Consider the following 19,130-nt stretch of genomic DNA (forward strand, 5'->3'; position numbering starts at 1 on the left):
GGTCACTGAACAACAAAATTGGTAAAGTAGACGTTACTAATCCCGCCAAATCCCTCTTTTTGTTTGAGCGTGGCGTTGATTGCCTGGACCAATCGCTGGGCAAGATGCTTCTTGCCGTCACCGGTCGTGACCTCTTCCTCGGTCGCATCGCCGAGTGCCATCAGCACCGCCGACCGCACCGCGATCTCGTTGGTCTTGAGGTTCTCGATCACCGAATCGTCGTACGGCGTCGACACCGCGATCCCGATCTGGACGTAATGCGGGCTGTCGCGCAGGTTCGAGGTGAAGTCCTTTTCGATCGCGTAATAATTGGACGCATATTTGTCGCCGCCGCTGCCCGACGGCGGCTTGGTGCCACTCGACGTGGCGCCCTCGCCTTCCTTGCCCTCGCCGCCAGCGCGCTTCTGTTCGCTCTTGGGCACCAATTTGGGGCCTTCGGGCCCGGCCGGCTTGGCGCCGCCCAGCATCCCTGCCGCCCACAGGCCGCCCGCCGTGCCGCCACCCACCAGAAGCACGGCCAGGAGCATCAGGATGATCAATTTGCCTTTGCCCTTTTTCTTGGGCGTGTCGGCCTTGGTTTCGTCACTCATCGTTCATTCCCCCAATCAAGCCACACGGCCGTCATCGACGGCCCGAATGTCGTCATCCCCGCCGATCGCGAGGCGATTTTTGCTGTCCTGTCGCACGTCAGCCTGCGGCCGCGGGCGGTCGCCCCCGGTCATGCCCGAGCCGCTCAGGTCGACGCTGGTCCCGGCCAGCCGGATGCCACGCGCCTCGGCCGCGGCGTTGAGCTGCGGCGCGGCGTCGGCGAGCAATGCGCGCGTGGTCGGCTGTTCCGCCGCGAAGCGGACGGTGACCGCGCCATCGGCATGCGTGCGCAGCGACACGTCGATCCGCCCGAGCGCGTCGGGCTTGAGCCGGATCGAGGTATCATTGGCATTGGCGTCGTCGCGCAGCGCCTCGATCCGGTCGATCATCTTTTGCGGCCAATCCTGGCGTCCCATGTCGAGCGCCTGGCGCTCGGCCTGGCCCGGCTTGGCGACCAGCTGGACGGCGTCGGCCGGCGTCAACAGCGTCGCGGCAGCGGTCAGGCTGCCGGGCTGGCTGCCCTCGCCTTCGCCGGCAGCCTTGCGCTCGGGCGCCATCGCCAGCGCGAAAAGTGCCGGCATCGGCGCGTTCGCCGACGCCAGCGACGCCAAGGTCACTGGCGCCGCTGGCGGCATAGTGATCCGGATCGGTTGCGCGGCGGTCTGCTCGGCGGTCGATCGATCGGCGACGGCAATCGCCGGCTTGGCGGCCGGCGTCGAGTTCGGCACGTCGAGGGCCGCGGCGAATGTCGCGTCGATCGTGATCGGCGCTGCAGGAATGGGTTGGAGCGCGACCGGGATGGGCGTGGCCGCGGCCTGCGATTGCATCTCGGCCAGGGCCTGCGATGCCGCCGGCGCGGGCGCCGCCTCAGCCTGGGTCTGCGGGGTATTGCTGGCAACCGTCAACGGCAGTGCGGGCTGCGGGGTCGCGGCGCCCGGGGTGAGCGGCGCGGTGACCGCCGTGGCGCCAACAGATTTCGCGGGATTGGCGGCGGGCAAAGCGATCGGCGCCACCGAGAGCAGCCAGGCAAGCGCGGGGTCGCCCTTGTCGTCATCCTTTTCCGGCAAGGCTTTGCCGGTCGCGGCATCATCCTGCCGCTCGTCGCCGGTCTGCCCGTCCTTGGGGGCGACCGTCGTCTTGCCGATCATCAGGTCGACAAAGGCGGCAAGGCTCGGCGCCCCCGCAGCGCCATTAGCGACCGTGCCGGGGACGAGCAGCGACGGCGCGGCGACCTTTGCTGGCTGCGCGGCAGTCGTCGAAACGGATGAAGTCAAGCCGGTCATGAACCCCTCGTGTGGGAGGCGTGCACTGCCCCCGCGGGGTATTTAGCAAGGATCGTGCCGAATCTTTCGGACGGCCGGCGCGGCCTCGAGCGCGCGGATCGCCTTGAGCGCCGCCTCGCGGTCGGCGCGGGCCATCAATTTCTCGACTGCCGACTGGTCGCGCTTCGCCTCTCGGGTCGCCTCGGCGGCGCGTTCGGCGGCGGCTTCGGCGGCGCGCAGGCGATGTTCCGCCATTTCGGCCGATTGGTGGAGGCGCGAGCGGAAATGGGCGGCCGCGACCAGCGAGAACCCGCTTCCCGCTTCGGTCGGTGTGGGCGCGACGCTGTCGGCGAGTGACGCGATGCGTTTGGCAAGATCGGCTTCGCTGGCGATCTTGGCGTGGGCGCGGACTTCCTCGGCGCGCGTCATGCCCAATTGCAGCGTGCGAACCCGCAGGATGCGATCGAGTTGGCCCTTGCCGCGCGCCATGACTTAGACCTGGGGCTGGCCAAACACGCCGATCAGTTCGGCGACCGCGTCGGGCAACGAGACCTTAGTATCGGCATCCTGGCGGATATACTCCATGACCGCCGGGTGATAGGCGATCGCCGCGTCGATCTCGGGATCAGCGCCACCGCGATAGGCGCCCATCAACACCAGATCGCGATTCTCCTCATAGGTGGCGAGGTGACGACGCAGGATGCGCGCGGCGGCGATATGGTCGGCCGGCACGATATCGGTCATCACGCGGCTGACAGACGGACCGAGGTCGATCGCGGGATAGACGCCGCGTTCGGCCAGCGCGCGGCTCAGCACGATATGGCCATCGAGGATCGAGCGAGCGCTGTCGACCACCGGGTCGTTGCCGTCGTCACCATCGGCCAGCACGGTATAGATGGCGGTGATCGATCCGCCGCTATTCACGTCGGTACCGGCGCGTTCGATCAAATTGGGCAGCATCGCGATCGCCGAAGGCGGATAACCCCGCGCCGAGGCGGGCTCGCCCAAGGCAAGGCCGATCTCGCGCCCGGCATGCGCGACACGAGTCAGCGAATCCATGATCAGCAGGACCTTCTTGCCCTCGGCGCGGAAGCCTTCGGCAATGGCGGTGGCGCGCAACGCGCCGCGGATGCGGAGCACCGGCGAATGGTTGGCGGGCACCGCGACTACGACCGAGCGCGCGCGAGCCTCTCCGGCGACCTTGGTCTCCAGGAAGTCGGCGACTTCGCGGCTGCGTTCGCCGATCAGCCCGATGACCACGACGTCCGCTTGCGCGGCGCGGACCATCATCCCCAGCAACACCGATTTGCCGACACCCGATCCGGCCATGATGCCGACGCGCTGGCCCTGGCCGATCGTCAGCAGTCCGTTGATCGCGCGCACGCCGACGTCCATCGGCTGGAGCACGCGCCCACGATCGAGCGGCCCCTGGAGTTTGCCGGCAAGCGGCCAATGCTGCGCGCCGCGGATCGGACCGAGCCCGTCGATCGGCTTGCCCGCGCCATCGACCACGCGGCCGAGCAGCGCGGCACCGACTTCGGCGGCGCCGGGGGCGCCGACCGGACGTACCGGCGATTGCGGGAGCAGCGCGGCGGGCCCACCGAGATTCATCAGCAAGGTGCGGCCATTGCGGAAGCCGATCACTTCGGCCTCGACCTTGGCGCCGCCCGCGGCGCCCACCTGACACACCGTGCCGACCGGCAAATTGAGTCCGACCGCTTCCATCAACAGCCCGTCGAACGACGCCAGCCGGCCCGATATCTTGGGCTGCGGCACGAAATCGGCGGTGCCGAGGCTTTCGAGATAGTCCTGGGCGAAACGGTTCAGCACGATTGCGTCAATCCAAGCCGATCGTCACCCCGGACTTGTTCCGGGGTCCAAGCCTCCACAACGGAATCCAGCCGTTGTTGCGCGTTGGATGCCGGAACAAGTCCGGCATGACGACATGGGAAAATCATTCCGGCAACGCCGTGCGGTCGATTGCCTGGGCGAGTTGCTCGATCCACAGATCCGGCCCGTCCTCGACGATCGTCGCGGCGGATTCGAGTACGAAATGGCCGCGCTCGACCTTGATATCGCCGGCGGCGAAGATGTTGGCGGGCAGATGGCCGTCGACCAGCGGCATGTCCTCGGGATTGAGCCGCAGCACCGCGGATTCGGCATCGTCGGCGAGCATGCCGGCGGCGACCGCGACCCGGCGATTGAGCAGGTCGGCGTCGACTCCCGCCTCGCCGACCATCTGGCGGACCAATTGCGTCACGGTCTGGCGGAGATGCCCGGCCAGCCGGTCGCGATCGATGCGGCGATCGTCGTTGATCGCGGCGATCAGGTCATCGATCAGCGCGCGGTCACGCGCCGCGTTGGCGGCAACCTGGGCCATTGCCGCGGCGACGCCTTCTTCATAGCCGAGCGCCTTGGCAGTCGCGATCGGATCGACGAATCCCGACGGCTGTTGCGTCGCGTCGAACGGATCCCAGCCCTGGGTCGGATCCCCGTCGCGATCGGCGGGCTCGAAATGGCGCGGCTGCGCCTCGGGCTGGGGCGGCGGCTCGGGAGTCATGTCGCGCGGCGAGAAAGCCACACCCTTGGCAGCAAAGGCACGGCGCAGCGCAGCGCCCGCCTGGTCGTGGCGGCTCGCGAATCCGGCGACGAATTCGTTGAGCGGGCGGTCAGACATAATCGTCATCGCCGCCCATCATGATCGTGCCGTCCTTGGCCAGCGCGCGGGCGAGCTGGATGATCGCCTTTTGCGCGTCGAGCACTTCGCTGAGCTTCATCGGGCCGCGCGCTTCCATCTCGTCGCGAATGCCGTCGGCGGCGCGCGACGACATGCAGCCGAGGAAGCGGTTGCGCGTCGCCTCGTCGACGCCCTTGAGCGCGCGGGTGAGCAGGTCGCTGTCGATGTTGCGGATGAGCGTGCCGAGATTCTTGTCGTCCATGTCGAGCAGATTCTCGAACACGAACAAGGCTTCCTCGATCGCCTTGGCGACTTCGCGGTCGATCTTGAACAATTTGGGCATGACGCGCTGTTCGGTGGTCTTGCGCGCGCCCGACAGGATGCGTGCCGCTTCCTTGGTACCGCCGAGCATCACCCCGGCGGACTGGCCGCCGGCGCCGCTGCGATTGGCGAGCATCGTGCGGAGCGTATCGACCGCCTCGGGCGTGATCGGCCCCAGCCGTGCGACGCGGTGGAGGATTTCGGGCTGGATCGAGTCGGGCAGCAATTCGAGCACCTGGCCCGCGACGTCCTGGTCGAGATTGGCGATCACCACCGCGGCTATCTGCGGATGTTCCTTCTCGATCATCGCCGCGATCTCGGCCGCGTCCATCCAGTCGAGCAGGTCGATCTGGCATTGCGCGTCGGGCGGGGTGATCCGCGCCAGCACGCTGTCGGCCTTTTCGGGACCGAGCGCGCGCGTCATCATCGTCTCGATGATCGGCTTGGGATCGAACCCGATCGCGGTGCGGTCGCGCGCCTTGCCGACGAAATCGTCGAGCACCATCTGCACCTCGGGTTCGCCGACATCGGCGACCGCGAACATCGCCTTGCCGAGCTGGCGAACTTCCTCGGGATCGAGCTTCTGGAGAATGGCCGCGGCCTCCTCCTCGCCGACCAGCATCATCAGCACGGCGGCGCGTTCGACACCCGAATAGGCACGGAGAGAGGCGGGAGCGTTCATCAGCGGGCGTCCGATTTGATCATGTCACGCACCGCCAGCGCGGCGCGCGTCGGGTTGTCGCGGGTGAAGCCGCGGACCATCCCGATCCGGTCGTCGAAATTCTGCGCGCTTTCGAGCGCGTCGATGCTGACCGGCTGGCCGTTGGGGCCGCTGCCGGTGCCGGGCGCCATCGGCGAGCCGATCCCGAAGGTCGCGTTGAGGTCACGTCCGGCCGCGCCGCGTCCGGCATCGTCGCGCTTCTTCATCAGCGCCTTGGACAAGGGGCGGACGCCGAGCATCAGCACCAGCAAGGCGATGACGATCGCGGTGACGTTGCGCAGGACCATCGCCAGCCAGCCGCTTTCGTACCAGGGCTGGCCGCCGCCGAGATCGGGCGCGGCGGCAAAGCGGCGGCTGATCACGGTGACCTGGTCGCCGCGGGCGCTATTTGCACCGACCGCCGAATTCACCAACTGAGTGATCTGCTGCATCTCGACCGGCGAGCGCGGCTTCGATCCTTCGACGTCGCGCAGGACGACCGCCACTGACAGGCGCCTGAGCGCGCCGGGGGCGTTGCGGGTCACCGAGACTTCGCGGCCGAGATCGTAGGCGCGGGCATAGCTGTCGCTCGCCTTGGCCGTGTCGGGCATCACCGGCGAGGTGGCGGCCCCTGCCGCGGCGGCAGGCGCGCCCGCTGCTCCGGCCGCCGGCGTCGCACCGGGAGCGGGAGTCGGCGTGGGCGTCGGCGTCGCGACCGTGGTCGGCGGCGGCGGGGTGTTCGACAATGCGCCCGGAATCCCGCCCGGCGCCTGCGGGCTGGGGGCGTCCTTGTTGGTCCAATTGCCCTGCTCGGCGCGCAGCGCGCCGGCCTTGTCATAGCTTTCGCGGGTCGAGCTGGTGTCGTCGAGATTGACGTCGGCGGTCACCTCTGCGGTGAAATTGCCCGCGCCGACCAACGGCGTCAGCAACTGAGTCAGCTGCTCGCGATATTTCTGTTCGACCTGGCGCTGATAGCGCACCGCGGCGTCATTGCTATCGCTGCCGGCGCCGGGCTTGGACAGCAAGGCACCCATCTGGTCGACGATGGTAACGTCGTCGGGCTTCATCCCCGGCACCGACGAGGCGACGAGGTTGACGATCGACGAGACCTGCGCGTCGCTGAGCGCGCGGCCGGCCTGGAGCTTGACGATGACGCTGGCCGAGGGCGCGGCATTGTCGCGCACGAACACGGTATTCTCGGGCACGGCGAGATGGACGCGCGCCTCGGCGACCGCGTCGATATCCTGGATCGAGCGGGCAAGCTCGGTCTCGCGCGCCTGGCGCAACCGTTCACCTTCGACCGCACGGCTGACGCCCATCGGCAGGTTGTCGAGGATCGCATAGCCACCCGGCGCCGCCTTGGGCAGGCCCTGGCCGGCGAGCAGCATCCGCGCCTTGGAATAATCGTCCTCGTTGACCGTCAGCGCGTCGGTCGCCTCGTCGATCCGGCCAGTGATGCCGCCGGTCTTGAGCGCCGCCATGACCTGCGACTTGTCGCTGTCGGGCAAGCCCGTGAACAAGGTCTTCTGGGTCGGCGTCGACAGCATGAACCAGGCGAGCGCGGCGGACGCGATCAGCCCGACCATCAGGATCATCGGCAGGCTGCGGCGGATCGCCGGCTGCCCCAGCAAGCCCTGGACCTGCTTCAGCGGGTTGGCGAAACGCTCGGTAGCGAGCGGAGCGGATTGGGTGAGTTCGTTGCTCATGGCCTATCTCAAACCGGCATGCTCATAATGTCCTTATAGGCGGACAAGAGCTTGTTCCTGACTTGCAAGGTCGCTTCGAAGCTGACCGACGCCTCCTGGCGGGCCAGCATCACCTTGGCGATGTCGATCGTCTCACCGCGTTCATACGAAGTGGAGATGTCCGAGGCGCGGTTCTGGCTGTCGTTGACGCTGTTGAGCGCGTTCGTCAGCGAGTCCGCGAAACTGGCGGGCCCGGCCGGCTGCACCGTGGCGGGCGCGGCGGTCGGCCCCGCCGCCCCGGCGCGCGCCAGCGCCGTATTGCGTTCCAGGATCTGCGCACGCAGCGCCATCACCCGGTCGACGCTCATCGCGCCGCCAATGCCGTTGATGCCACTCATGCCCACATCCTCGTGATATCTTCACCCTGCTCGCGCGCTCTGGCGAGACGGTAGCGAAGGGTGCGTTCGGAAATGCCGAGCCGGCGCGCGGTCTCGATCCGGCTGCCGCCGCACGCGGCGAGCGTTTCGCGGATCGCCTGGAACTCGCTGAACTGGACGACATTGGCGAGCGTGTCGGCGCTCCGCCCGGGGACCGGATCGGCCTTGGGCTCGGGACGGCGGTCGAACACGATATGGCTCGCGCCGATCGTGTCGCCGGCGGCAAACAGCAAGGCGCGCTGGATCACGTTCTCGAGCTCGCGGACATTGCCCGGCCAGTCGTGCGACATCAGCATGTCGATCGCGCCCTGGTCGGGCCAGGGGATCGACTGGCGCGTGCCCGAATGGCGCAGGATCATCGCCGCGGCGAGCGCCGGAATGTCCTGCGGGCGATCGGCCAGCGAGCGCGTGGTCAGCGGGAATACCGACAGGCGGTAATAAAGGTCGGAGCGGAAGCGGCCGGCGGCGACTTCGTCCTGCAGGTCGCGGTTGGCGCAGGCGATGATGCGGACGTCGATCGGGATCGGGGTCGAGGCGCCGATCGGGATGACCTCGCGCTCCTGCAGCACGCGGAGCAATTTGGCCTGAAGCTGGAGCGGCATCTCGGCGATCTCGTCGAGCAGCAAGGTGCCGCCCTCGGCCGCGCGGAAGAACCCTTCGCCCGCCGCGCTGGCGCCGGTGAAGGCACCCTTCTGGTGGCCGAACAGCAATGCCTCGAGCATGCTTTCGGGGAGCGCCGCGCAATTGATCGCGACGAACGGCTTGTCACGGCGGCGCGATTTCAGGTGGATCGTGCGCGCCAGCACTTCCTTGCCGGTGCCGGTCGGGCCGTTGATCAATACCGTGATGTCGGCGTCGGCGACGCGCTCGGCCAGCGCGAACAGCGCGAGGCTTTCGGGGTCGGCCGCGGTCGGCGCTTCGGGGCCGGCGGCATAAGCATAAGCGAAAGCCGATCCGATGGCGTTGTCGGCCGGACCGAACGAGAGGCGCGTGGGCGTGCCGCCCGATCCGCGACGGAACCCGCGGCCTTCGCTGCCGATGACCATGGTGCGGTCGGCGATCGGCGCCGTCTCGCCTTCCATCACCAGGAAGACGTCGCTCGCCTGCGGACGGGCGTCGCCCTCGGCAACCCCCAGGCCCTGCGCACGCAGCGAAGAGACCAGGGCATATTTTTGCCGCATCACCAGATCGGATGGAAAGATCGAACGCATGTATTCCCCCTTCGTCGTGAGGAGACATGCCCGGAACTTGGTAAACGAGACGTAAACCATCCGGCAACGGCGGCAAAAAATTACCGCGCGCCCACCCGAAATGAACATGACCGGCAAAGGACCGGCAATTTTTTGCCTAAAGCCCGGCAAATACCTGCCGTTCTCCGGTTCAGACGGCTCGGCCCCTCGCACTATTCGGGGGAGAGGCGGGGATCGTCGTAGCAAGTGGAGACACGGACATGACTGTTATCGGAAGCAACGTATCGGCGCTGCGTGCGACGAATGCCTCTAACCAGGCGAACCTGGCCCTCTCGACGGCGATGAACCGCCTGTCCACGGGCATGCGTATCAATTCGGCCAAGGACGACGCCGCCGGCCTCGCCATCTCGGCCTCGATGACTGCCCAGATCAAGGGCATGAACCAGGGCGTTCGCAACGCCAATGACGGCATCTCGATGGCGCAGACCGGTGAAGGCGCGCTGGACGAGGTCAACAACATGCTGCAGCGTATGCGTGAGCTCGCGGTGCAGTCGGCCAACGGCACCTATTCGACCACCGACGCCGCCAACATCACGGCGGAGCAGGACGCTCTGTCCGCTCAGATCGGCTCGATCGTCGCCAACACCGCCTTCAACGGCAAGAACCTGTTCTCGACCGCTTCCAACAGCATCTCGGTCCAGGCCGGTGCCAACACGGCGGACGCGATCTCGGTCGACTTCACCGAGCTCGATGCCGGCACGACCAAGCTGTCGGCGGTGGTCGACTTCACCACCGGCAAGATGAAGACCGGTCTGGCGCTGAGCGCGTTCGACGACGCGATCAACGAAGTGTCGACGACCCGCGCGGGCCTGGGTGCTGCCCAGAACCGTCTGCAGTCGGCGGTCAACAACCTGACCAGCAACGCGACCAACCTGACCGACGCGCGCAGCCGCATCCAGGACGCCGACTTCTCGTCGGAATCGACCAACCTGGCGAAGGCGCAGATCCTGGCCCAGGCGTCGACCTCGATGCTGGCCCAGGCTAACCAGTCGCAGCAGGGCGTGCTCAAGCTGCTCGGCTAATGAAGGGATCCTGCCCGGTCCCATCCCCCCGAGGGCTGGGCAGGACAGGCTTCGAGTGAAGCGTACCACGAGATCCCGGCGGCCGATCCGCCGCCGGGATTTTCATGGTGACGAAAAAATTTACTTAAACGGTCGCGAAAGCGGTCGTTCGTTGCTGTCGACGGCTCGACCTTCTGCCTTGGGGGTGGCGGGGAGCGTCAGCAACGGAGACCTTTATGACCGTTATCGGTAGCAACATTTCCGCGCTTCGAGCGCAGAATGCTTCGACCAAGGCCAACGACGCATTGTCGACGGCCATGAACCGCCTGTCCACGGGCATGCGCATCAACTCGGCCAAGGACGACGCCGCCGGCCTCGCCATCTCGGCCTCGATGACCTCGCAGATCCGCGGCATGAACCAGGGCGTGCGCAACGCCAATGACGGCATCTCGATGGCGCAGACCGCCGAAGGGGCGCTCGACGAAGTCACCAACATGCTCCAGCGCATGCGCGAGCTCGCGGTGCAGGGCGCCAACGGCACCTATTCGACCAGCGACGCCGCCAACATCACGGCGGAGCAGGATGCATTGGGCGCGCAGATCAGCTCGATCATCGCCAACACCAGCTATAACGGCAAGAACCTGTTCGCGACCGCAACCAACAACGTCACGATCCAGGCAGGCGCCAACTCGACCGACACCGTCACGATGTCGTTCACCCAGCTCAACGCCGCCACGACCAAGCTGTCGGCGGTGGTCGACTTCACCGCCAACAAGATGAAGACCGGCCTCACTTTGTCGGCGTTCGACGACGCGATCGCCGAAGTGTCGACGACCCGCGCGGGTCTCGGCGCCGGTCAGAACCGCCTGCAGTCGGCGGTCAACAACCTGACCAACAATGCGACCAACCTGACCGATGCGCGCAGCCGCATCCAGGACGCCGACTTCTCGGCCGAATCGACCAACCTCGCCAAGGCCCAGATCCTGAGCCAGGCGTCGACGGCGATGCTCGCCCAGGCGAATCAGAGCTCGCAAGGCGTGCTCAAACTGCTGGGCGGCTGAGGCGCGTAAGCGCCACAGGCGTACGGCCTCGGCACCAACCCCCCTTCACAGGGTGTCGGGGCCGACCACGAACCCCGGCGGTCCGCGCGACCGCCGGGGTTTCTTGTTTGCGACTAGAATTGCGGTGCCGGCCCACCCGGTCGCCCAACAGGGTATTCCGCCAGGATGTGGCAAATGCACCAAAGCGCATGCATTGATGATGCCCTTTGACGGCGCGTCATCGCTCGCGGCATGACGCCTGTGAGGGCGCTAGGTGATTTTTCGCGTTCCCGAGACGAAAGATAAGTCCTCGTCTCCGCTATCAGAATTATACGCGACGTGAATCGAGTGGGGATCCCCGAAGGCGTCTTTGTAAGTCACGTCGAGGGTGACGTGCAGCTTCCATTTGTCGGCCAGCAACTCGTCCCAAAGGGGCCTTTGAAACCCGAAAAAGTCTTTCCACTCCATAGTGTCGGACGGACTCAATCCGCCAAGCTCCCCTTTGTCCTCGATAGATGTGATCGAGATAATTCCGCCGGGGTTAGCGCGGCCATAAGTCAATTTTATAGTAACGTTTTCGGCGGGAGTTTTGCCGAAGTTGCGTAGACAGCCCGCGACACCACCCCATTGCCGGTCTTCAGTGTCCCTACTCTCTTTCCGGGCAAGCCGAAGATAATCGATGTCAACATAAGCGCGAAGCTCTCGGCGAGCGTTTTTCTCGGACGTGTCCACGAGCTTGGCGGCGGCACCCGCGTTCTTCTGCGCAGCTCGGAGCGCCGCCTGCGTATGCCGGTCGGCCGCCACCGCCTCGCGACGGGCGCGTCTTTCAGAAACAATGCTGATCAGATTGCTTCGGCGGGCCTCACGAATCGCGCGCCGCGTATCTTCTCGCCCCTGCCGCCCCTGCTTCCATGCGAGATAGTTGAAGATCAGCGTTGTGAAGAGACCAACCGCGCTGACCACGCCCGCCCAAAAAGCCCACATCGCCCACTTTGCCGATTCTCCAGCGGCTCTCGCAGCATACCATTGGGCGCAAAGATCCGACCTGTTATTGTATTCGCCTTCGTCGCATGGGCGCTGATATTCGCTAGGGCCGCTCGCGTTAGCTAGCTTACTCTGAGCGTTCGCAATCACGTCGAGATCGCGCTCTGCATTAGTGGAGGCTTGGGGCTGTTGGGGCTGTCCGGTTTTATCTGAGGCTGGACTGGCAGCTAATATCAACCATCCGAGAGCCGTAACGACGATGCACCGGTAGCCTCTAGGCATTGAATCAAGAACACCGCTTTGAATTTGCCCCGGCTAAGCTTGTTCCTGATATTCGACCCTGAGTCCATGGCGCCTATTTCTGCCGATTTCCCGAACAGGCCGGGGAGCGACGCAGCGCCGCCACAGCAAAACTAAAACCGACGCTACGGCTCGATCACGATCTTGCCGATCATCCGGCTGTCGCGCATCGCCTCGAACGCCGCGCGCCAATCGGCCAGCGCGTAGCGGCGGTCGACGCGCGGGCGGATACGGCCTTCCGCCGCGAGCGCCCAGATCGCGTCCTGATTCTCTCTGCCCTTGTCGGGAAAGCGGCGGCCATATTCGCCGGCGCGCACGCCGATCACCGAGAAACCCTTGATCAGCGGGATGTTGGTGGCGACGCTCGCGATCCGTCCCGAGGTGAAGCCGATCACCAGCAATCGCCCGCCGAACGCGATACACCGCGTGCTTTCGTCGAACACATCGCCGCCGACCGGATCGAAGACCACATCGGCGCCCCCGCCGGTAATCTCCTTGACCGCCTCGCGAAAGCCCGATGCCGGCAAGGTCGCGTCGATCCCATAGTCCGTCGCCACCGCCGCGAGCTTGTCCGGCGAGCGCGAGGTGGCGATCACGCGCGCACCGAGCGCCTTGGCCAGATCGACCGCGGCTAGCCCCACGCCGCCGGTCGCGCCATGGACCAGCACCCACTCGCCGGGCTGAACGTTGGCGCAGCGGATCAGCGAGACATAAGCGGTGTTATAGGCTGCGCCGACGCTCGCGCCGGCGGCGTAATCGAGATTGGCGGGAAGCCGCCGCACGCCGCGCGCGTCCGCAACGACCAGTTCGGCGAACCCGCCGAGCCGCGTCGCCGCGACCACCGCCTCGCCCAGCGCGAACCCGCTGTCCGCATCCGCTTCGACCACGTCGCCAGCGACTTCCATGCCGGGCACGAACGGCAGATCGGGCTTCAGCTGATATTTGCCCTCGGTCATCAACAGGTCAGGAAAATTGAGCGACGCCGCGCGCACGCGGATCAACACCTGTCCCGGCGCCCGCACCGGATCGGGCAGGTCGGCCAGCGCGCAGCCGGCGAAATCGGGGCCCAGTTCGGAAACGACCAGCGCTTTCATGGCCCTGCTCTCCCCCTTGGGCAGGCGCGGGTCAACCGCCAACAGGTTGCGATTCGCAACGAATATGCTAGCCAGACATCCAAAGGGAGAGACATATGGCGGGCGTCGTTCTGGTCACCGGGGGCAGCGGCTATATCGCCGGCTTCACCATTCGCCAGCTGATCGAGCAGGGCTGGACCGTCCGCGCCACCATCCGCAACCTCAACCGCGAAGCCGAGGTTCGCGACTGGCTCAAGGTCGACAATGACCGCCTGTCCTTTTTCGCCGCCGACCTGACCAGCGACGCCGGCTGGGCCGAGGCGATGGCCGGGTGCAGCCATGTCGTCCACATGGCCTCCCCCATCCCCATGCACGCGGTGAAGGACGAAAACGAACTGATCGTGCCGGCACGCGACGGTGCATTGCGCGCGATCCGCTTCGCCCGCGATGCCGGAGTCACCCGGCTGGTGATGACCTCGTCGGTCGCCGCGATCTTCTATGGCCGGACCGCGGACAAGAACAGTTTCAGCGAAGCCGACTGGACCGACGTGACCGCCAAGGACGTCTCTGCTTATGCCAAGTCCAAGACGATCGCCGAACGCGCCGCGCGCGACTGGATCGCGGCCGAGGGCGGCAGCCTGGAATTCGTGACGGTCAATCCTGGCATGGTGCTGGGGCCGTTGCTCGGCGCCGATTTCTCGCCGTCGCTCGAAGTCGTCAAGCGCGTGCTCGAGGGTACCTATCCGGCGCTGCCCGATCTCGGCTTCAACCTGGTCGACGTGCGCGACGTCGCCGACCTCCATATCCGCGCGTTGTCCGCGCCCGATTTGAGCGGCGAGCGCTTCATGGCGGTGGCGCCGAACGGTTTCCTGCGCCTCATGGAGATTGCCGCGATCCTGCGCGAGCGGCTGCCCGACTACGCCGGCAAGGTGCCGACGCGGCGGATGCCCAATTGGGTGATGCGGATCGTGGCGCTGTTCGACCCCGCAGTGCGCCAGCTGATCGGCGAGCTCGGCAAGGTCCGCCACGCCGAGCCGACCCACGCGATGGAAAAGCTCGGCTGGCGCCCGCGCCCCGCCGCCGACAGCGTGGTCGACACCGCCAACAGCCTGATCGCAATGGGCATTTCGAAGGTCTAGCAGTTAAAGCCCGCATGGGGCTGGATTCGCCATCGTGCGCTCCCCATCTCTGCGTAGCGAGAGGATGGTTATGGTCAGCACATCGAACGACGGGATAATGACTGAATATCTCGTAAAATACGGCGTCATCAAAGCCGGTGAGCGGAACCGTCCGACCGAACTTCTCGAAATGCTTTACATCACCGACCGCTATCGCGACGGCGGGGACCTCAAAAAGGCCCGCGCAGGCTACGATATTTCGGTGTGGAGCGGCGTGGAGGCGGAGGACATCGAGCAGCGGCTGACCGCCCTCGACGATTTCATGACCACGCTTGCGCGTGACCGGACGACCATGTGGGCCGTGCCCAACTGACCTCGCCCGAGCGCGCTCGCTATGCGTGAGCAGCTATAGGCTCGGCCGCTACCGGGAATCGGTCGAGCAGCACATCCCACTCGGTCGCCGCCATGCTTGGCCGCGCTTTCACCCGCTCGATCCAGCCGGCGAGACCGGCATGCGGCGCGATCATCGCCGCCCCCTCGGCAAAATCGGGCAGGAAGACGAGGTGCGGGATCAGCATCAGATCGGCCAGACTCAACGCCGGCCCTGCCATATAGTCCTGATCGCCGAGCAGGCGGGCGAGTTCGTCGACCACTTCCTGCGCGGCCGGAATCGCCGCTACCACCGCCGCGTCGTCGACCGCTATGCCAAAGCGCGGCGCGACGAGACGGGGAAAGGTCACCGCGCCGCTGAGCCGCGGCGCGACGTAGGAATCGACGATCCCGATCACCTGGTTCATCCGCGCGCGCAGCTTCGGAGCGTCGGGCGTCAGCGCCGGCTCGGGTGCGATCTGATCGACATAATCGAGGATCGCGCGCGTTTCGTAGAGTCGGAAATCGCCATGATCGAGCACCGGAATCTTGGCGAAGGGGTGCAGCCGCGCCTTGTAATCGGGCGTGCGATTGCCGCCCATGGCCAACGGCTCGAGCCGCCAGGGCAGGCCCTTTTCCTCGAGCGCCAGCAACGGCGCGCGGACATAGGGGCTGCCGGGAATGCCGTGGATCGTGAATTCGGTCATCGTGCGTCCTTCTCGGTTAGATCGGCAAACAATTGGAGCAGGCCCGGCCAGCCACCGCCGAGCTGCGCGGCGATGCGCTCGGCTGACTCGCCGAAGCGTTCGAGCCGGCTGTGGATCAGCGTCACGCGCGTGCCGGCTCCGTCAGGCACGAACGTGACCTCGACTTCGGTGGTGAGATCGGGGTCGTGCTTGAACGCGGCATCGATCTGCCAGCCGAGCAGCACGCGGCCGGGTGGTTCCCAGGCGAGCACCGTGCCCCACTCGGTTTCGGTGCCGTCCTCATCGCGCTCGAACCAGCGCCCTCCGGCGCGCGGCTCGATTACCACGTCTTCGTGTGGCTTGGCGCCGATCGTCATGCCGCGCTTCCACCAGCGGCCGATCGACCCGGTGAACACCGCAAAGGCCCTGTCGGGCGGAACCGCAACCGTCACCGATTGGACGATCGGAGCGATGCTCATTCGGGGCTCTCCTGCTGGTCGGCAAAATCCTTGAACGCGCTGAGCTGGTCGCCCCAGAAGCGGTCGAGCCAGTCGCGCAGCGCGCCCAATCCGCGTGGGTCGAGGCGATAGACGCGGCGCGTGCCGTCGGGCGTGTCGGTCACCAACCCAGCCTCCTTCAGCACCTTGAGATGCTGCGAGACGGCCGGCCGCGACACCGGCAGTCCGGCGGCGATCTCTCCCACCGCGCCGGGCCCCGCTCCGACACGCTCGAAGATCGTCCGACGCGTAGGGTCGGCGAGCGCATTGAGGGCGACGGCGATTCGGTTAGCCATGACTTACGGTAAGCTGTAGCTAACACTTGAGTCAAGTGCCGGATGACGACGCTCGATCAGCCCTCGATCATGCGGATGACCTTGGCGGGCACGCCGGCGACCAGGCTGTTCGGCGGGACGTCCTTAGTCACGACCGCTCCCGCCGCGACGACCGAATTCTCGCCCACCGTGACGCCGCCGATGATCGTCGCACCGGCGGCAATCCACACATTGCGCTCGATCACGATTGGCGCGGCGGTGACACCGTCGCGGCGGCGCGACGGTTCTAGCGGGTGGCCCGTCGTGATGATGCTGACGTTCGGCCCGATCAGCACGTCGTCGCCGATATCGACCCCGCCCAGGTCGTAGATCGTGCAATTCTGGTTGATGAACACGTTGCGCCCGACCCGGATGTCCGCGCCGTGCGCGGTGTAGAAAGGCGGGATCAGCGTGAAGCTGTCGTCGACCCGGCGGCCGATCAGGTCGCTGAACACGGCCCGGACCTCATTACCATCGGCATAGGTCAGACGGTTGAGGACGGGCGTGATCGCCATCGCGCGCTGGGTATTCGCCACCATCGCCGCCGATTCGGGCGTGCGGCGGTGGATCATGATCGTGCGATCCTTGTTCGACATTCGGATACCTCGTCGCGCCCCTGCGGGCTTGTCCAATAAAGAAGGGGCGCCCGCGATCGGATCGCGGACGCCCCCTGCAAGCTCGATATCTCGAACGCTTACCAGATATGGACGCGCTTTTCGGGCGCCAGATACAGTGCGTCGCCCGGCTTGATGCCGAACGCCTTGTACCAGGGGTCGAAGTTGCGCACGACGCCGTTGACGCGGAATTTCGCCGGCGAATGCGGATCGGTCAGCAGCAACTGGCGCTGCAGGCCGTCGCGCAATTTCGCCTGCCATGCCTGGGCATAAGCGAGGAAGAAGCGCTGGTCGCCGGTCAGCCCGCCGATCACCGGCGCCTTGCCATGCTTCGCCTGGTAGAGCTGATAGGCGGCATAGGATGCCTCGATCCCGCTGAGGTCGCCGATATTCTCGCCCAGGGTCAGCTTGCCGTTGATCTTGGTCCCCGGGATCGCTTCATAGCTGTCGTACTGCGCGGCGAGCGCGGCGGTGTGCTCGCCATACGATTTCTTCGCCGCGTCGGTCCACCAATTCTCGAACTTGCCGGTCGGTCCGAACTGGCTGCCCTGATCGTCGAACCCATGGCCCATTTCGTGGCCGATGATCGCGCCGATCGCCCCGTAATTGACCGCCGGATCGGCGTTGGGATCGAAATAGGGCGGCTGCAGGATCGCCGCCGGGAACGTGATCTGGTTGGCGAGCGGATTGTAATAAGCGTTCACCGTTTGCGGGGTCATGCCCCACAAACTGCGGTCGACCGGCTTGGGAAAACGTTGCAGGTCGAGTTGATGATCGAACTCGGCCGAGCGCATCGCGTTGCCAAGCAGGTCGCCGCGTTCGACCTGGAGCGACGAATAATCGATATATTTGACCGGATGCCCGATGCGCGGTTCGAACGCCGCCAGCTTGGCCAACGCCGCCTTCTTGGTGGCATCGTCCATCCAGGTCGAGCCGGCGATCTTCTTGCCGTAGGCCGTGCGCAGATTCTCGATCAGCTCGGCCATCTTGGCCTGGCTCGAGGCGGGGAAATATTGCTCGACATAGAGCTTGCCCACCGCTTCGCCGAGCGCGCCGTTGGTCAGCTGCACGCCGCGCTTCCAGCGGTCGCGCTTGACCTGAACACCCGACAGCGTCTTCGAATAGAAGTCGAACCGGGCGTCGTCGAACGCCTTGGGCAGGAAGGTCGCGTGGTCGCTGACGAAGTGGAATGCGAGATAGTCCTTCCACGTCTGAAGCGGCGTCGCGGCCATGATCTTGCCCATCGCGGTCAGCGCGGTGTTGTTGGCCATCAGCACCTTGGGCGATGAATCGAGCCCGGCGGTCTTGAGCATCAGCGCCCAGTCGAACTCGGGCGCCTTGGCCTTCAGCCCGGCGACATCCTCGGGATCGTTGAGCTTGGCAATGTCGCGGCTCTGTTCGGGCGACCATTGTTCCTTGGCCATTGCGGTTTCGAGCGCGAAGATCGCGTCGGCCTTGGCGCCGGCGTCAGGAATGCCGGCAAGTTCCTGCATCTGCTGGATATAGGCGCGATAGGCCTTGCGGAACGCGTCATATTTCTCGCCGGGCAGGAGATAGAAGTCGCGCGGCATGCCGAGGCCACCCTGGCCCACGACGGCGGTGTAATGTTCGGGATCGGACAGGCTCGGCATCGTGCCGAGCTCGACCGGCGAGGCATAGCCGGTGCTGGCGAACAGCGTCTGCAGCCCGCCCAGGTCGTTTACCGCCGCGATCTTGGCGAGATAGGGCTTGAGCGGTGCGGTGCCCTTGGCTTCGATCCCCGCTTCGTCCATCCAGCTCGCGTAGAAATCGCCGACCTGCTTGCCGGTCGCGCCATATTTGCTCGGGTTGGCGGCCATGTCGTCGAGGATCTTGCGGACGTTGACCTCGGCTTCATCGCTAAGGATGTTGCCATAACCGACCGATCCCTTGTCATCGGGAATCTTCGTGCGGGCAGCCCAGGCACCATTGGCATAGGTCCAGAAATCGTCGCCCGGCTTGACCGCCTTGTCCTGCGTGGTGAGGTCGATGCCGAACGCGCCGTAGCGCGGTGCCGTCGCCGCTATCTTCGCCACCGCCGGGATCGCGAGTGCCAGTGCGGCAGCGCCCAGCGCCAGCCGGCCGATTACCTTCTTATTCATTTCAGAAAACTCCCGCCCTACGTGTATTATGAAACTATAGCGGCCAGCAAAAGCACAGGCAATCGACTTCGCCAATAAACCCTGTCAGTCATGT

At 65.9% G+C, this 19,130-nt stretch carries 21 protein-coding genes; 4 read left to right on the forward strand and 17 right to left on the reverse strand.

Going from position 1 to position 19,130, the window contains the following annotated elements; all coding sequences use genetic code 11:
* Positions 1-2: 2 nt before the first annotated feature.
* From SMA01S_RS12170 to SMA01S_RS12210, 9 genes are all read right to left on the reverse strand, one after another.
* Positions 3-590 (reverse strand): flagellar basal body-associated FliL family protein, encoded by a 588-nt coding sequence (locus SMA01S_RS12170; RefSeq protein WP_066822157.1) that lies wholly within the window; start codon positions 588-590, stop codon positions 3-5.
* Between the two features lie 15 nt (positions 591-605).
* Positions 606-1,871, reverse strand: a complete 1,266-nt coding sequence (locus SMA01S_RS12175; protein WP_066822162.1) for a flagellar hook-length control protein FliK — start codon at positions 1,869-1,871, stop codon at positions 606-608.
* A 42-nt stretch (positions 1,872-1,913) separates the two neighbouring features.
* On the reverse strand, positions 1,914-2,339 hold the full coding sequence (locus SMA01S_RS12180; RefSeq protein ID WP_066822164.1) for a hypothetical protein: 426 nt from the start codon (positions 2,337-2,339) through the stop codon (positions 1,914-1,916).
* A gap of 3 nt (positions 2,340-2,342) precedes the next feature.
* Positions 2,343-3,680 carry a FliI/YscN family ATPase gene (locus SMA01S_RS12185; RefSeq protein ID WP_066822168.1) on the reverse strand — a complete coding sequence of 446 codons (1,338 nt, stop codon included), beginning with the start codon at positions 3,678-3,680 and terminating at the stop codon, positions 2,343-2,345.
* A gap of 124 nt (positions 3,681-3,804) precedes the next feature.
* On the reverse strand, positions 3,805-4,536 hold the full coding sequence (locus tag SMA01S_RS12190; protein ID WP_157093919.1) for a FliH/SctL family protein: 732 nt from the start codon (positions 4,534-4,536) through the stop codon (positions 3,805-3,807).
* Positions 4,520-5,530 (reverse strand): flagellar motor switch protein FliG, encoded by a 1,011-nt coding sequence (gene fliG / locus SMA01S_RS12195; protein WP_066822174.1) that lies wholly within the window; start codon positions 5,528-5,530, stop codon positions 4,520-4,522. Before fliG ends, SMA01S_RS12190 begins: the two co-directional genes overlap by 17 nt.
* Entirely contained in the window at positions 5,530-7,254 is a 1,725-nt protein-coding gene (gene fliF, locus SMA01S_RS12200; RefSeq protein WP_066822177.1) for a flagellar basal-body MS-ring/collar protein FliF, read from the reverse strand. Before fliF ends, fliG begins: the two co-directional genes overlap by 1 nt.
* 8 nt (positions 7,255-7,262) lie before the next feature.
* The gene (gene fliE, locus SMA01S_RS12205) at positions 7,263-7,631 is read right to left on the reverse strand and encodes a flagellar hook-basal body complex protein FliE (RefSeq protein WP_066822180.1); all 369 of its coding nucleotides are present in this window, start codon (positions 7,629-7,631) and stop codon (positions 7,263-7,265) included.
* Positions 7,628-8,881 (reverse strand): sigma-54 interaction domain-containing protein, encoded by a 1,254-nt coding sequence (locus SMA01S_RS12210; RefSeq protein WP_066822306.1) that lies wholly within the window; start codon positions 8,879-8,881, stop codon positions 7,628-7,630. Before SMA01S_RS12210 ends, fliE begins: the two co-directional genes overlap by 4 nt.
* 239 nt (positions 8,882-9,120) lie before the next feature.
* Here SMA01S_RS12210 and SMA01S_RS12215 point away from each other — a divergent pair, with 239 nt between their 5' ends.
* Together SMA01S_RS12215 and SMA01S_RS12220 are read left to right on the forward strand one after the other, a co-directional pair.
* Positions 9,121-9,942 carry a flagellin N-terminal helical domain-containing protein gene (locus SMA01S_RS12215; protein ID WP_066822183.1) on the forward strand — a complete coding sequence of 274 codons (822 nt, stop codon included), beginning with the start codon at positions 9,121-9,123 and terminating at the stop codon, positions 9,940-9,942.
* Positions 9,943-10,157: 215 nt separating this feature from the next.
* Entirely contained in the window at positions 10,158-10,982 is an 825-nt protein-coding gene (locus SMA01S_RS12220) for a flagellin N-terminal helical domain-containing protein (protein ID WP_066822186.1), read from the forward strand.
* 249 nt (positions 10,983-11,231) lie between these two features.
* On the opposite strand, the gene SMA01S_RS12225 is transcribed toward SMA01S_RS12220, so the two are convergent.
* From SMA01S_RS12225 to SMA01S_RS12230, 3 genes are all read right to left on the reverse strand, one after another.
* Positions 11,232-11,945 (reverse strand): DUF8453 domain-containing protein, encoded by a 714-nt coding sequence (locus SMA01S_RS12225; protein ID WP_066822188.1) that lies wholly within the window; start codon positions 11,943-11,945, stop codon positions 11,232-11,234.
* A 233-nt stretch (positions 11,946-12,178) separates the two neighbouring features.
* Entirely contained in the window at positions 12,179-12,325 is a 147-nt protein-coding gene (locus SMA01S_RS25380; RefSeq protein WP_369405667.1) for a DUF6471 domain-containing protein, read from the reverse strand.
* 45 nt (positions 12,326-12,370) lie between these two features.
* The gene (locus tag SMA01S_RS12230; RefSeq protein WP_066822191.1) at positions 12,371-13,339 is read right to left on the reverse strand and encodes an NADPH:quinone oxidoreductase family protein; all 969 of its coding nucleotides are present in this window, start codon (positions 13,337-13,339) and stop codon (positions 12,371-12,373) included.
* A 95-nt stretch (positions 13,340-13,434) separates the two neighbouring features.
* Between SMA01S_RS12230 and SMA01S_RS12235 the strand changes: the two genes are divergently transcribed.
* Both SMA01S_RS12235 and SMA01S_RS12240 read left to right on the forward strand, forming a co-directional pair.
* Positions 13,435-14,457 (forward strand): SDR family oxidoreductase, encoded by a 1,023-nt coding sequence (locus SMA01S_RS12235; RefSeq protein ID WP_066822194.1) that lies wholly within the window; start codon positions 13,435-13,437, stop codon positions 14,455-14,457.
* Between the two features lie 97 nt (positions 14,458-14,554).
* Positions 14,555-14,809 (forward strand): hypothetical protein, encoded by a 255-nt coding sequence (locus tag SMA01S_RS12240; protein WP_245649255.1) that lies wholly within the window; start codon positions 14,555-14,557, stop codon positions 14,807-14,809.
* A 19-nt stretch (positions 14,810-14,828) separates the two neighbouring features.
* Here the strand turns inward: SMA01S_RS12240 and SMA01S_RS12245 are convergent, their stop codons facing one another.
* The 5 genes from SMA01S_RS12245 to SMA01S_RS12265 form a co-directional block, all read right to left on the reverse strand.
* Positions 14,829-15,512 (reverse strand): glutathione S-transferase family protein, encoded by a 684-nt coding sequence (locus tag SMA01S_RS12245; protein ID WP_066822200.1) that lies wholly within the window; start codon positions 15,510-15,512, stop codon positions 14,829-14,831.
* Positions 15,509-15,970, reverse strand: a complete 462-nt coding sequence (locus SMA01S_RS12250) for an SRPBCC family protein (protein ID WP_066822203.1) — start codon at positions 15,968-15,970, stop codon at positions 15,509-15,511. Before SMA01S_RS12250 ends, SMA01S_RS12245 begins: the two co-directional genes overlap by 4 nt.
* Positions 15,967-16,284 (reverse strand): ArsR/SmtB family transcription factor, encoded by a 318-nt coding sequence (locus SMA01S_RS12255; protein WP_066822206.1) that lies wholly within the window; start codon positions 16,282-16,284, stop codon positions 15,967-15,969. Before SMA01S_RS12255 ends, SMA01S_RS12250 begins: the two co-directional genes overlap by 4 nt.
* Positions 16,285-16,340: 56 nt before the next feature.
* On the reverse strand, positions 16,341-16,898 hold the full coding sequence (locus SMA01S_RS12260) for a sugar O-acetyltransferase (protein ID WP_066822210.1): 558 nt from the start codon (positions 16,896-16,898) through the stop codon (positions 16,341-16,343).
* Between the two features lie 98 nt (positions 16,899-16,996).
* Positions 16,997-19,036 carry a M13 family metallopeptidase gene (locus SMA01S_RS12265; RefSeq protein ID WP_066822213.1) on the reverse strand — a complete coding sequence of 680 codons (2,040 nt, stop codon included), beginning with the start codon at positions 19,034-19,036 and terminating at the stop codon, positions 16,997-16,999.
* Positions 19,037-19,130 lie beyond the last annotated feature (94 nt).

Origin of the sequence: Sphingomonas mali NBRC 15500, from assembly GCF_001598415.1 — a bacterium.
GTDB classification, from domain to species: domain Bacteria; phylum Pseudomonadota; class Alphaproteobacteria; order Sphingomonadales; family Sphingomonadaceae; genus Sphingomonas; species Sphingomonas mali.